Consider the following 13016-nt stretch of genomic DNA (forward strand, 5'->3'; position numbering starts at 1 on the left):
GGTCGTCGGCGTTCAGCAGTCGCCGCCGCCGCCGCCGCCGCCGTCGGAGCAGCCCCCGTCGAAGAAGCCCCCGCCACCGCCGCCGTCGGAGCGACCCAACCGGTTGCCGGCGTCGTCCCAGGCCGAGACCCGGCTGACGCGGCGGGCCGGGAAGCTCTCGCCCCGGGCTAGCGCCACGCCCCAGATCACCAGGGCCACCACCGCCATCAGCGCGAGCACCGATGCCGTCGCCACCAGGCCCGCCAGCAAGAACCCCGTCATCTCGTTTTCCCCCGTCTCTCCCGGTCAGGCCCGCCGGCGTCGGGTGCGCAACAGGAGCATGGCCGCGGCCAGCAGGGCGAGCACGCCGGCTCCGGCGGCGCCCACGGCGGCCAGTGAGATGCCGCCCTCGTCGTCGGCGCCCGCGACCGCGGTGTCCTTCGGCTCGTCCTGCTCGGGCGTGGCGCTCGGCTGCTCCGTCGGGGTCTCCTCGGTGCCGCCGATCGGGTTCTCCACGAACTCCGGCGCGCCGGAGGGCTCTCCGCTGACCGCGAGGTCGAGCTCGAACGGCACGGCGATCGAGGGGTTCTCGTCGGTGTCCTCCAGGTACAAGGTCACCGTGTAGGCGCCGGCCTCGGAGCCGGCGAAGTTGGTGACGCCGTCGAGGTTCGCCAGGCTGATGGCTCCGGTGGTGACCGCCGGCTCGGTGGAGCCGTCGGTGAGCAGCAGCACGTCGTCGTTGATCGGCTGGTCGGTGGACGCGGCCTGGGCCGGGGCCCGGCTGGGGGAGTACACGTCCATGATCGTGTGCGGCCCGCCCGCGGCCGCCTCGCCGAGCGGCCCGTCCAGGGCGGGGTAGTGCGCGACGGCGTCGATCTGCTGGCCCCAGTCAGCCTCGACCGCGAAGGTCAGGGTCTCGCCCGGGACGATGGTGCCCTGGTAGCTGCCGGGCGTGAGCACCTCGGCATCGCCGAAGGACGTGCCGCCGGTGACCTCGGTGCGGGCTCCCTTGCTGGGACGCACCCAGGTGGCGGTCTTGGGGGCGGGCTGCAGCGTGTCGACGTTGGTGACGTCGGGCAGCTCGGTGACCTTGACCTCCATCGGCACCTCCTGCGCCGTGCCGCGGTAGGTGGCGGTCAGGATGAGCTCCTCGCTGGTGACGCAGGGGTCGTCGGGACCGGCGAAGACCGAGGCCACAGCGGCCTGGCTCACCAGCCGGTTGCTGCTGCCCACGCTCGTCGCCGAGCCGCAGGTGGCGCCGTCCGGGGTGGTCAGCCGGACGTCGACGTAGTCGGGACCCTGGCGGCTGGTGCGGAAGGCGACGCTGGTGAAGACCGTGGAGCCCTCCAGGGTCCGCTGCACGCGGTAGTGCTTCTCCGGAGCGGCGAGCTCGCCGCGGTCGAGCCAGTCGCCGGGCTCGATCTCGGGAGCCTGCTCGGGGGTGGCCGCACCGGTGACCGGGGTCCCGATGGCGGCATAGGGACGCGCGGCCCGTCGCGCCACCCGGATCAGCGAGTCGGCGAGCTCGTCCGCGCCGTCGACGTCGTAGTAGGTGCCGTTGCCGGCGCCGGCGACGCACTGCAGCTGCTTGCGCGCGGCGTCGTTGACGTCGAGGCCGACGACGTCGATGCGGACGTCCACGCCGTCCTTGGTGAGCTGACGGGCGACCACGCAGGGGTCGGGGTCGCAGGTGGGCTCGCCGTCCGAGACGAGGATGATGTTGCGCTTCCCCTCGCTGCCCAGGTCCTTGCCCGCCTCCTGCAGGGCGTAGCCCGTCGGCGTCTCCCCGTACGGCTTGTAGGCGTTCACGGCCTTGTTGAGCTCGCCGCGGTTGTCGGTGGCCGGCTCGACCACGACCTGGGAGTCGGTGCAGGCGCCGGCGTCGCGGGCGGAGAAGACCTTGGCGCCGTAGACGCGTAGCCCCACCTCCTGGTCGGCCGGCAGATCGGCCACGACCTTGCGCAGCGCCTCCTTGGCCGCCTCGATCTTGCTCTGCCCGCCGGGGGTCGACTCCTTCATCGAGCCCGAGGAGTCGAGGACCAGCATCAGCCGGCCGGGGTCATCCTCGGCTGCGGGGGCTGCGGGGGCTGCAGGGGCTGCGACCGGTGCGGCGGCAGGGGTCTCGGCGAGGACCGGGGCCGTGGGCACGACCATCCAGCCACTGACGGTGAGGGTCGCGATCGCGAGCAGGCGGATGGCTCTCGGAGCAGGCACGGTGGCCCCTTTCGCAGAGTCGAGGCGATTTGCAATAGGAAACTACGGAGTACTGTTGGCTCGCGTCAACCCGTTGCGTGATGCCTCGCCGTCGGGTGACCATCTGGACCACCATCGAGAAGCCAACGAAGAGGTGCCTCATGAACGCGGATGCGGAGGACCATGCTTCCCGGAACCGTGCCGAGCAAACGCGGTTGTACGGCGCGCCGTTGGGGGAGGTGGTCGACTCCCTCACCCAGCGCCTGAGCATCACCCGCGCGGCGTTGGCGGCGCTGCTCGGACTCTCGGCGCCGATGCTCTCCCAGCTGGCATCGGCTCACCGGCTGAAGATCGGCAACCCGGCCGCGGTGCAGCGCCTGCAGTGGCTGATGGAGCTCTCCGAGGACGTGGTGCGGGGCGAGTTGACCGCGCAGCAGGCGATGGAGACGGTCTCGGCCGACACGCCGGGCGGGGTGCTCACCCGCAGCTCCCAGCGGCTGCGCCGCGAGGGCGCGGGCGAGGTGCAGCAGGTGCTGCGGTGGGCGGGCACCCCCGAGGAGCACGAACGCGCCGCAGCGCTTCTCGAGGGGGAGTTCCCGGCCGTCGCCGAGGTCCTGCGCGTCTACGGAGCAGGTACGTCGGCCGATGCGGTGGCGCACTTCGAGCGTCACTTCCCCGCCTGAGGTGCCCAGTAGGACATGTCGAGCTGTGCCAGGATCGGACCCCGATGACGCATGAGCGAGGCGGTGGGTGTGGCTGAGGTGGTGGCGGGACGCTACGAGCTCGTCGATGTTCTCGACCGGGGTGGCGTCGGAACGGTGTGGCGGGCGTGGGACCACCGGGCGGGCGAGTTCGTGGCGGCGAAGGTCCTGCGCGCCTCCGACTCCGACGCGCTGATCCGGTTCGTCCGCGAGGCCAAGCGGCTGGTGGAGCATCCGCACGTGCTCGCGCCGCGCAGCTGGACCGGTGAGGACGACTGGGTGCTCTTCGCGATGGATCTGGTGCGGGGCGGGTCGGTGTCCACCCTGATCGGCGACTTCGGTGCCCTGCCCGAGGGGTGGGTCGTCGAGCTGGCGCGGCAGACGTCCGAGGCGCTGGCGGCCGTGCACGCAGCGGGGTTCGCGCATCGCGACGTGAAGCCCGCCAACCTCCTCCTGGACGCCACCGGCTCCGCTCAGCCACACCTGCGACTGTCCGACTTCGGCACGGCGGGGTCCTTCGACGGGCCGCGGCTGACCTCCAGCACCGCGGTTCTGGGCACGCCGGGATATCTGTCGCCGGAGGCGCGGCGGGGGGCGGATCCGGCGCCCGCGCAGGACATCTACGCGCTGGGGATGGCCATGCGCCACATGCTGGCGGGGTCGCTGGAGCCCGCCCGGCTCCCCGGGAGAGGCGGCGGGGAGCTCGCCGGGCTGATCTCGGCCATGACCGACCCGGACCCCTCGCGTCGTCCGGCCTCCGCACGCGAGGTGGTCGAGCGGCTCCACGAGCTGCCGGCGGCCGGTCGGCTGTCGCTGGGCGCGGACCCCGCCGCCCCGGTGGAGGTCTTCGACCACGTGCCGCCGCTGCCGACGCGGTGGTCCCTGCCCGGGCCCGAGCCCGAGCGCGGGGGACCCGGAGCGGTCGTGGTGCCTGCGGTGGGGCACGCCGCGACGAGTGACCCGGAGTCCTCGGGGCCGAGCGCCGCCACGATCACCATGCCGCGGATCGCCGAGGCGCCACGGGTGACGAGCGGAGTGGGGCGCGACCTGATGTGGGCGGGCCTGTTGGCGCTTCTCGGTCTGTCCCTGCTCGTCGCCTCGCTTCTGCTGGCGTGAGATAGAGGCGTTTGGCGCGGCTTTCCGTGGGTACGCTTTCGCCCGTTTGACGGACTCGCACCGAGGTCGGTCTGGATGAGCGGCGGGGGAACAGGAACTTGGCATCTTTCACGGTAGTCGCGTGCGGCTTCGCGGCGGCGCCTCTCGAGGCTCATCCCGCGCACCGCAAGGTGCTGCTGCTGCCGGACCCCACCTCCGCCGACTTCGTGGAGCAGGGCCTGGCGCTGTTGGCCAGCATCGAGACCGATCAGCCGGTCCTGCTGCTCCACGCCGGACGCCACGAGCAGGTGCGCAAGACTCGGGTGCTGCGCGCGCTGGCGCGCACGGTGGCGGTCCTGGGGGTCCCGCTGCCGGTGCCGCCCACCGGGCTGGCCGCGACGGCGACCTGGATGGCCACCCTGGCCGAGCGCCGGGTCCCCGCCGCGGTCGCCGTCGTACACCTCGAGCGTCAGCCCGCCGTCCTCCCGACGTTGGTGGTGACCACCTCGGCCGCCGGCCTCGAGATCGCGTGCGTCAAGCTGCGCCACCATGCCGTGTCCTGGGTGCCCGGCGTCACCTTCGGCCTCTCCGTGGGCCTCGGTGGATCGCGCATCGCCATCAACGGCGCCCCGGAGGTCGACTTCGGCAAGGACCAGCTCGATCGAGTGGTCCAGGGCAACCCCCAGCTGGGGAGCCGGATCGACTTCTCGCTGCCGCCGGTCGGCGAGACGGTGGAGCTCCCGGCGGGCGACCCCGCCACCTCGTGGTGGGGTCGCAAGCAGTTCTTCGAACAGACCCTGTTGCCCCAGGAGTTCCTGCCGACCCTGCAGCGCCTCTCACGTGAGCGCTTCGGGCGGTGCCCCGAATGTGGCGGCGTGGCGTCCGTGTCCTGTCTCTTCTGCAGTGCCCGAGAGGAAGTCGTGGTCGTATGAACCCCCGTCAACGTAGGGGAGTCCTGTTCCTCGCCGCCGCCATCGTGGGCGCCGTGGCGGTCTTCTTCGCCATCATCAGCTATGTCAACGACGTGGAGAGCCAGGTGGGCAACCGGGTGCCCGCCTACGTCGTCGTCGAGGACGTGGCCGCCTACCAGGAGCTGAGCGAGACCGACTTCGAGAAGGTCGAGATCCCCCAACGGTGGCTGCCCGACGGCACCGTCACGGACCTGGCCGACCTGATCGGCCAGGTGTCCGCGGCGCCGCTCACCGAGGGCACCCTGCTGCAGAACGCGAACCTCGTGCCGCGGCCCGGCCTGGAGGCGGGGCAGCGCGAGATCGCGATCCTCGTGGACGCCGAGACGGGCGTCGCCGGCAAGGTGCAGCCGGGTGACCGGGTCGACATCTGGGCCACCTTCGACGAGGGCATCACCGGCGTCGGACCTCGGACCAAGGTCATCGCCCAGAACCTGCTGATCCTGGACGTCGGGCTCACCGTGGCCCGCGAGAAGGCCAACTCGGCGGGCGGGATGACCCAGAACGAGGCGCTGCCGGTCACGTTCGCCACGGCGGAGGGGCAGGTCAAGGCCCTGACCTTCGCCGAGGCGTTCGCGTCCCAGACCCGCCTGGTCCTGCGTCCTCCGGGCGATGGGTCCGAGGTCGCCCCGGACAGCAAGACCTATGTGGAGACCTTCGAGAAGGGTGCCAAGTCATGAGCGCACGGGTGCTGCTCGGCATCGGGCAGGAGGAGCTGCGCAGCCAGACGGTCGCCACCTTCGCCGAGCTGGGCGACGACGTCGACGTGCTCGGCGTGGCGGAGACCTCCTCGGACCTGCTGCTCGCGGTGGACGCGGCGCAGGACCTCGACGTCGTGGTCGTCCACGACCAGATCGGCACGCTGCCCTACCTGGCGCTGGTGCGGGAGATCGTCACCCGCTCGCCGGACACCGCGGTGATGGTGATGACGGCCAGCCCGACGCTGTCCACCTACCAGGCCGTGATGGATGCCGGAGGGCGGGCCGTCATCGACTCGCCGCCCTCGCACGACGAGCTGTCCGCCCGCCTGCCCGGCATCCTGGACTGGCAGCGCCGGCTGCGTGCCATCTCCGGGCCGCCCTTGGGACTGAGCGGAGCAGACCAGGCGGGACGCCTCATCGCCTTCACCGGGGCCAAGGGCGGGGTCGGGACCAGCACGGTCGCCCTGCACGCGGCGCTCCTCGCCGCGGTGAGCAACCCCGAGCGGCGCATCTGCCTGATCGACCTCGACCTGCAGCAGCGCGGACTGCGTCAGATGTTCGACGTTTCCGCGAAGCGCACGATCGTCGACCTGGTGACGATCTCCGACGCCCTGACCGGGCGCAACCTGGACGAGGCGGTGATCGTTCACAAGAGCGGGCTGCGGGTGCTGATGTCGCCGCAGCAGGGTGAGCAGTCCGAGGACGTCTCGGGACCGGTCGCGCGCCAGATCATCGGCGCCGCCAAGGGCCACTACGACCTGATCATCGTCGATGCCGGCTCCGTGGTCAGCGAGGCCAGCGCGGTGGGCATGGAGTTCGCCGACGCGCTGATCATGGTCGCCACACCCGACGTGGCGTGCATCCGCGCCGTCCAGGACAAGCTCGACATGCTCAACCGCCTGCAGGTGGCCAAGAGCGGCGACGTCCAGCTGCTCTTCAACAAGGTCAACCCGCGCAACGAGGTCCAGCCCGAGTTCGGGGCCCGGATGACCTCCGCGGAGTCCCTGTCGGCGAGCATCCCGGAGGACTGGCGCAAGCTGGAGCCGGCCGCCAACGCGATGGCGCCGCTGGACGTCGCGGACGGGCCCTTCCGCCGGGCGATCCTGGCCCTCGGCCGGGAGCTGAACCTCGCGCTGCCCGCCGTCGCCGCGCCGCCGGTGGCCGCGGCTGCCGCCCCGCGCGGGAAGCTGAAGGTGAAGCCGCGGCGTCGCCGTGGCGACGAGGACGGCCAGGTGACGATCGAGGCCGTGGTCGGCATCGTCGTGGCGATGCTCATCCTGCTCCTGCTCATGCAGACGACGCTGCTGGCGATCGCGACCGTGTCCAGCCGCCGAGCGGCGGACGAGGCCGCGCGCACGGCGGTGCGCGGCGGCACCATCGCGGAGGTGCAGGAGGCGGCCGCGGATGCCGTGCCCGGCTTCTACGACGTCGAGGTGACCAGGATCGACGACACGACCTACAAGGCGACGCTGGAGGGCCCCACGCTCTTCCCGCTCGTCAACCGGCCCATCGCGGCCGATGGCTCGGCATCGAAGGAGGGGTCATGAGACGCGGACGGACACGCGACGAGCGCGGCCAGGCGGTCATCGAGATGATCGGGATCATCCCGATCGTCGCGCTGATCGTCGGCGCCATCATCCAGCTCTTCCTGGTGGGGTACGGCGCGGTGGCCGCCGAGTCCGCCTCGCGGATGGCCGCCCGCGAGGCCAGCAAGGGAACGACCCACAACATCGCCGAGCAGATGGCCGAGGACGACGTCATCGACCTGCTCGGAGCCCGTACCGACGTCTCCTCGGGCAACCTGAGCGAAGCCGGGGACGAGCCGTCGGTCACCGGTGGCGGTGGCGGCGACCAGGTCTCGGCGCGGACCTCGGTCAAGGTGCCGTTCCTCGGCATCGGCGTGCGGGGCCTCGACTTCGAGATCACCCGCTACGCCGTCATGCCGAAGGTCGAGGACTGAGCGCGTGAGCCTGAGAGACCGCAAGGGCGAGGTCCAGATCGACTCGGTCGTCAACAACAACGGCGTGACCTACCTGAAGGGACTCCTGCTCGAGGAGGTCGACCTCGGCGAGCTGTCGGCGCTGACCGAGGAGCAGCGCCGGGCCCGCCTGGAGCGGGTGGTCGGCACCCTGCTGACCCGGGAAGGGCCGCTGCTCACCAACCGCGAGCGCAACATCCTGGTCCGTCGCGTCGTGGACGAGGCACTCGGGCTGGGCGTCCTCGAGCCGCTCCTGCGCGACGAGACCATCACCGAGATCATGGTCAACGGACACGAGAAGATCTTCGTGGAGCGGGCCGGCAACATCCAGCAGCTGCCGCTGAGCTTCTCCTCGGTCGAGCAGGTCTACCAGGCGATCGACCGGATCGTGGCCGGCGTCAACCGCCGCGTCGACGAGTCGAGCCCGATGGTGGACGCCCGGCTCCCCGGGGGTGAGCGCGTCAACGTCATCGTCCCCCCGCTGGCGGTCGACGGTCCCACCATCACCATCCGTCGCTTCCCGCGCCCGTTCTCGATCGCCCGGCTGATCGAGATGGATGCCCTGGACGAGCCCACGTCCCGCCTGCTGTCGGCGATGGTGAAGGCGGAGCTCAACATCGTGGTGTCGGGCGGCACCGGATCCGGCAAGACCACGATGCTGAACGCGCTCTCCTCCTTCATCCCCGCCGACGAGCGCATCGTCACCATCGAGGACGCCGCCGAGCTCGCGCTCCAGCAGAACCACGTCATCCGGCTGGAGACCCGCCCGCCGAACGTGGAGGGCAAGGGCGAGGTCACCATCCGTGACCTGGTGCGCAACTCGCTGCGGATGCGTCCCGACCGGATCATCGTCGGGGAGACCCGCGGCGGCGAGGCGCTCGACATGCTCCAGGCCATGAACACCGGTCACGAGGGCTCCCTGGCCACCATCCACGCCAACACCGCCGAGGACGCGTTGCTGCGCTTCGAGACGCTGTGCACCATGTCGGAGGTGCAGCTGCCCGACGCGACGCTGCGCGACCAGATCAACAGCGCCATCGACTGCGTGGTCCAGCTCAGCCGGCTGCCGGACGGCAGCCGGCGCCTCACCGAGGTGGTCCTGCTCGTCTCGCGTCACCGCGACGACTACAAGATGCACCCGGTGTTCAGCTTCGTGCCCGACCCGTGGCTCGGCGACGGCAAGGTCACCGGCACGTCGACCTACCACTCGCTGCCGCAGCGCTACGCCGAGCGGATCCGGCTGTCCGGCATCGCGGTCCCCGACGAGTTCACCTCGGCGCCGCCGCCTCCGGAGCACGACCGGTGACCATCCTCGGCATCGTCCTGATGCTCCTGGCGACCCTGACGCTCGTCGTGGTGGGCGTCGGCGTGCTGGTCAAGGAGCAGGACCGGCGACGCTCGCTGGCCTTCGTCGTGTCCCAGGACCGCTCCCCGGCCCTGGCACGGCTGCGGCGCGGCCTCGAGCGCCGGGTGCTGCGGACCCGGTTCGGCAAGCGGCTCCGTTGGGGTCTGGACAACGCCGACCTGAAGTGGCCGGTCGCGGACGCCGTCATCATCGGCACCCTCATCGCCGTGCTGGCAGGCGTGATCAGCTACGGAATGGGCGGGCCGGTCCTCACCGTCATCGTCCTGTCGTTGCTGGGGATGGGCGCGCGGGCGTGGCTGAAGCGTCGCGAGGAGGCGCGCTTCTCGAAGTTCATCGACCAGCTGCCCGACCTGGCGCGACTTCTCGCCAACGCGGCCAGCGCCGGGCTGTCGCTGCGGGCCGCCCTGGCCGTGGCCGCCCAGGAGACGGTGGAGCCGACGCGTGGCGAGCTGCACCGCGTCAACGAGGAGCTCGCCCTGGGGTCGTCGCTCGACGACGCCCTCGAGCGGATGGGCAGCCGGCTGCCCTCGCGGGAGCTGGCGGTGCTGGTCAACGTGCTGGTCATCCAGTCCCGGGCCGGCGGCAAGATCGTGACGGCCCTGCAGGGCATCACCGAGGCGCTGGAGATCCGCCGCGACCTCCGCCGTGAGGTCGCCACGCTCGTGGCCGGCTCCAAGGCCACCGTCCTCGCCGTCTCCGCGCTGGGGGGCGGGATGGTGCTCCTGGTGCACAACTCGGTCGAGGGCGGCCTGCGTGGACTCCTCGCGAACCCGGTCGGGCTCTTCCTGTTCGTCTTCAGCCTGGGCCTGTTCCTGTTCGGGATGGTCCTGGTCCGCAAGGCAGCCAAGGTGGAGATCTGATGGCGCTGCTGCTCGGCGCCGTGGGCCTGTGCCTCGTCGCGCTCGCCGCCCGCGGCTGGACCTTGATCCGTGAGCCCGGTGTGGACACCAGCGCCTTCAGCGCCTACGCGGACGCCGCTCCGCGGCGCGAGCGCACGAGCCTGGTGGGGAAGTTCCTGGTCTTCCTCGACCGCGCCATCGGCGGCCGGGTGCTGGGACAGATGCCCGCCGAGTCGCGTCGCAAGGTCAGAGGGGCGATCGCCCGGGCCGGATCCCCCGAAGGCTTCACGGTCGAGAGCCTGATCCAGCGCCAGGCGACCTGGGCGGCTCTGGGCCTGGTGGCCGGGATCATCCTGCTGCTGCAGGGGCAGGTGCTGGGGATGCTGATCCCGGTGCTCGGCTGGTTCTTCCCCCGACTCACCCTCTACACCGCGGCGCGGCGTCGCTCCTCGGCCATCGAGCGCGAGCTGCCCGACTTCCTCGACGTGCTCTCGGTGACCATCAGCGCCGGCCTGGGCTTCCGCTCCGCCCTGCGACGGGTCTCCTCGCTGGTCGAGGGCCCGGTCGCCGAGGAGATGCTGGTGACGCTGCGTCAGATCGACCTCGGGGCCAGCCGGCGGGCGGCTTTCACCGAGCTGCGCGAGCGGACCACGGCTCCGTCACTGCACAACTTCGTCACGGCCTTCCTGCAGGCGGAGGAGCTGGGCACGCCGATCACCGGATTCCTGGAGACCTACGCCAAGGAGCTGCGACGCACCGCGGGCCAACGCGCGCGCACCGCCGCGGCGCGCGCGAACCCGAAGATCAGCCTGATCCTGACGCTGATCATCATGCCGGCGCTCTCGATCTTCATGATCGGCTCCCTGGTGCTGATGGCGTTCTCGGAGGCCTGAGTCGTGGCCACCTTGCAGCTGATCCCGCACTCGGACGAGTTCGAGCGCGTCCAGACCCTCAGCGAGGTCGCCAAGATCCTGCTCGACATCCGGATCGTGTGCTGCCTGCTGGTCACGCTGTGGCTGGCGTGGATCCCCGAGCTGCACGCCGCAGCGCTCGCCCTGGTGGCTGCCAGCGCCTGGCTGCTGATGGTGCTGCTGCGCTGGGAGAGCTTCGGGCTGACGCTGTGCACCCACCCCTTCATCCTGGCCGTGGATGCGATCGTGTGTCTGTTCGTGCTGCACCTCACCGAGCCGGTGAGCCCGATGCTCCTGGTGCTGGGCTCAGGAGCAGTGCTCTCGGGGCTCTGCCTGGGCCGCAGGGGCGCCTGGGTGTTCGCGCCGGTGCTCGCCGGAGGGTGGTGGTTCGTCTTCTCCTTCAGCACCCCCGAGTCGCTGCGCGCCGAGGACTCCTTCAACGCGCTGGTGGTGGTGCCGGTGCTGCTGGTCGGCTCGCTCTTCCTCGGCACCGGCATCAGGGAGGTGATCCTGCGGGCCGCCGAGACCGAGCGCGATCGGCGGCGGCAGAACCACTTCGCCGGCGTGGCCGAGGAACGGGCCAGGTTGGCTCGCGAGATGCACGACTCCCTGGTCAAGACCCTGCACGGCGTGGCGCTGCTCGCGGACACGCTGCCGGCGTGGCTGGAGCGCAGCCCGGACCGGGCTCGTCAGCACGCGGCCGCGATCAGCGAGCAGCTGCTCCAGGCCTCCAAGGACTCGCGGGCCCTGATCCTCGCGATGCGCCGCGCCCGCGGTGAGTCGGGGGTCGCCGAGCAGGTGCCGGAGGCCGTCGAACGGTGGTCGCTGAGCACCGGTCGCCGGACGGCGGTGCAGGTCAGCGGCGAACCCGATCTGTCGACCGAGTCGACCTACGAGCTGGTGGCGCTGCTCAACGAGGCGCTGGAGAACGTCGCTCGGCACACCCCCCCGACCACCGGAGTGGAGGTCTGCCTGGCCGAGAGCCCGGGATGGGTCGAGCTGACGGTCAGCGACGACGGTCCGGGCACCGATCTCGATCTCAACGGTCCCGGCTCGCCACGCCCCGGGCACTTCGGGGTGACCGGGATGCGCGAGCGGGCCGCCCGGGTGGGCGGAGCCCTCAGTTTCACCAGCAGCTCGACCGGCCCCACGACGGTTCACGTGCGTCTGCCGGCTGCCCTGCCCGACGAGGAGGAGTGGTACTAGATGAGCGTTCGCGTGCTGATCGCCGATGACAATCCGGTGGTCCGGATGGGGCTCACCAGCCTCCTGGAGCTGGAGGACGACATCGAGGTGTGCGGCGAGGCCAGCTCCGGTCCCGAGGCGCTCGCGCTGGCCCAGGCGCAGCGGCCCGACGTGGTGCTGCTCGACGTACGGATGCCCGGCGGGAACGGGCTCGACGTCCTCGCCGACCTCCAGGAGGTCAGCCGGGTGCTCATGCTGACCTACTCCGACGAGCCGGCGATCGTGTCGCAGGCGCTGACGGGGGGAGCCACCGGCTACCTGGTCTACGGCACCTTCGACAGCGCCGAACTGGCGGTCGCGATCAAGGACACCGCCTGCGGGAGTGTCCGGCTCTCCCCACCGGCGGCCGCGGTGCTGCTCAGCGGGCCGCTTCGCCGCCCGGAGCCGGCCGCCGCCGACCCGGGCGGCACCGCGGTGGCCACCGTCCTCGATGCCGCGGTGATGCAGCGCTTCCACCTCTCCCGCCGGGAGCGGGAGATCGCCCAGGAGATGGTGTTGGGCAAGACCAACACCGAGATCGCCGCCTCGCTCTACATCGAGGAGAAGACGGTCAAGAACCACATCAACCGTCTCTTCGCGAAGCTGGGCGTCACCAACCGCTCGGCCGCCGTCTCGCTGCTGCTGGGGTTGCGCTCCGTCTAGGCCTCACCCACGGTCGGGGCCCGGATTGGGCCCGGGTGATTGGGCCCGGAATTGGGCCCGCGGGCCCGAGGCGATTCGGCCCTTCCTGCGTAGCGTTCAGGTCGTCAGCAAGGGACGGGCAGCGACTCGGACCACGACGACCCACATCTCTCTCACGACACCAGGAGCAACCATGAACCAGTTCGCAGCCACCCTGCAGGCCACGCTCTACGTCTTCGGCCAGAACCTCCAGGCCCGGCGCAACGAGGAGGGCCAGACCACCGCCGAGTACGTCGGCATCCTGGCGTTCGTCGCCCTGCTGGCCGTCGCGGTGATCGGTTTCGCCACCCCCATCGGCGGCAAGGCCAACGAGATCATCACCTCCGCCTTCGACAAGATCTCCGAAGAGCTCGGCTGAT

General features: G+C 71.3%; 14 protein-coding genes. 12 read left to right on the plus strand and 2 right to left on the minus strand.

What is annotated here, in order from left to right; genetic code table 11:
- Nucleotides 1-12 precede the first annotated feature (12 nt).
- The gene (locus tag AC6EI4_RS10395; protein ID WP_498451399.1) at nt 13-261 is read right to left on the minus strand and encodes a hypothetical protein; all 249 of its coding nucleotides are present in this window, start codon (nt 259-261) and stop codon (nt 13-15) included.
- A 24-nt stretch (nt 262-285) separates the two neighbouring features.
- On the minus strand, nt 286-2193 hold the full coding sequence (locus AC6EI4_RS10400; RefSeq protein WP_498422968.1) for a vWA domain-containing protein: 1908 nt from the start codon (nt 2191-2193) through the stop codon (nt 286-288).
- Between the two features lie 218 nt (nt 2194-2411).
- Between AC6EI4_RS10400 and AC6EI4_RS10405 the strand changes: the two genes are divergently transcribed.
- The 12 genes from AC6EI4_RS10405 to AC6EI4_RS10460 all read left to right on the plus strand — a co-directional run bounded on the left by AC6EI4_RS10405 (nt 2412) and on the right by AC6EI4_RS10460 (nt 13015).
- Nucleotides 2412-2855: a DNA-binding protein gene (locus tag AC6EI4_RS10405; protein ID WP_498422966.1), complete on the plus strand. Its 444-nt coding sequence runs from the start codon at nt 2412-2414 to the stop codon at nt 2853-2855.
- A 69-nt stretch (nt 2856-2924) separates the two neighbouring features.
- A complete protein-coding gene (locus AC6EI4_RS10410; RefSeq protein WP_498422964.1) occupies nt 2925-3989 on the plus strand; it encodes a serine/threonine-protein kinase in 1065 nt (354 codons plus the stop codon).
- Between the two features lie 98 nt (nt 3990-4087).
- On the plus strand, nt 4088-4900 hold the full coding sequence (locus AC6EI4_RS10415; protein ID WP_498422963.1) for a hypothetical protein: 813 nt from the start codon (nt 4088-4090) through the stop codon (nt 4898-4900).
- On the plus strand, nt 4897-5616 hold the full coding sequence (cpaB, locus tag AC6EI4_RS10420) for a Flp pilus assembly protein CpaB (RefSeq protein ID WP_498422962.1): 720 nt from the start codon (nt 4897-4899) through the stop codon (nt 5614-5616). The genes AC6EI4_RS10415 and cpaB overlap by 4 nt, the downstream gene beginning before the upstream one ends.
- Complete coding sequence (locus AC6EI4_RS10425) at nt 5613-7184, plus strand: CpaE/TadZ family protein (protein WP_498422959.1); 1572 nt, start codon at nt 5613-5615, stop codon at nt 7182-7184. Before cpaB ends, AC6EI4_RS10425 begins: the two co-directional genes overlap by 4 nt.
- Nucleotides 7181-7597 (plus strand): TadE/TadG family type IV pilus assembly protein, encoded by a 417-nt coding sequence (locus AC6EI4_RS10430; protein WP_498422957.1) that lies wholly within the window; start codon nt 7181-7183, stop codon nt 7595-7597. The genes AC6EI4_RS10425 and AC6EI4_RS10430 overlap by 4 nt, the downstream gene beginning before the upstream one ends.
- A 4-nt stretch (nt 7598-7601) precedes the next feature.
- Nucleotides 7602-8921, plus strand: a complete 1320-nt coding sequence (locus tag AC6EI4_RS10435; protein ID WP_498451400.1) for a TadA family conjugal transfer-associated ATPase — start codon at nt 7602-7604, stop codon at nt 8919-8921.
- Nucleotides 8918-9841, plus strand: a complete 924-nt coding sequence (locus AC6EI4_RS10440) for a type II secretion system F family protein (protein WP_498451401.1) — start codon at nt 8918-8920, stop codon at nt 9839-9841. The genes AC6EI4_RS10435 and AC6EI4_RS10440 overlap by 4 nt, the downstream gene beginning before the upstream one ends.
- On the plus strand, nt 9841-10713 hold the full coding sequence (locus tag AC6EI4_RS10445) for a type II secretion system F family protein (RefSeq protein WP_498451402.1): 873 nt from the start codon (nt 9841-9843) through the stop codon (nt 10711-10713). Before AC6EI4_RS10440 ends, AC6EI4_RS10445 begins: the two co-directional genes overlap by 1 nt.
- A 3-nt stretch (nt 10714-10716) precedes the next feature.
- Nucleotides 10717-11937, plus strand: coding sequence for a sensor histidine kinase (locus AC6EI4_RS10450; protein WP_498451403.1), 1221 nt, complete (start codon nt 10717-10719; stop codon nt 11935-11937).
- A complete protein-coding gene (locus tag AC6EI4_RS10455; RefSeq protein ID WP_498451404.1) occupies nt 11938-12618 on the plus strand; it encodes a response regulator in 681 nt (226 codons plus the stop codon).
- Between the two features lie 172 nt (nt 12619-12790).
- On the plus strand, nt 12791-13015 hold the full coding sequence (locus AC6EI4_RS10460) for a Flp family type IVb pilin (protein WP_498451405.1): 225 nt from the start codon (nt 12791-12793) through the stop codon (nt 13013-13015).
- Nucleotide 13016: the final 1 nt, after the last annotated feature.

It is taken from the genome of Nocardioides sp. Z43_10 (assembly GCF_059766615.1).

Bases quoted from the DNA above. Each gene is read 5' to 3' on its own strand.
- AC6EI4_RS10455 (WP_498451404.1), top strand. From the start codon at position 11,938: ATGAGCGTTCGCGTGCTGATCGCCGATGACAATCCGGTGGTCCGGATG.
- AC6EI4_RS10395 (WP_498451399.1), bottom strand. From the start codon at position 261: ATGACGGGGTTCTTGCTGGCGGGCCTGGTGGCGACGGCATCGGTGCTC.
- AC6EI4_RS10445 (WP_498451402.1), top strand. From the start codon at position 9,841: ATGGCGCTGCTGCTCGGCGCCGTGGGCCTGTGCCTCGTCGCGCTCGCC.
- AC6EI4_RS10430 (WP_498422957.1), top strand. From the start codon at position 7,181: ATGAGACGCGGACGGACACGCGACGAGCGCGGCCAGGCGGTCATCGAG.
- AC6EI4_RS10460 (WP_498451405.1), top strand. From the start codon at position 12,791: ATGAACCAGTTCGCAGCCACCCTGCAGGCCACGCTCTACGTCTTCGGC.
- cpaB (WP_498422962.1), top strand. From the start codon at position 4,897: ATGAACCCCCGTCAACGTAGGGGAGTCCTGTTCCTCGCCGCCGCCATC.
- AC6EI4_RS10425 (WP_498422959.1), top strand. From the start codon at position 5,613: ATGAGCGCACGGGTGCTGCTCGGCATCGGGCAGGAGGAGCTGCGCAGC.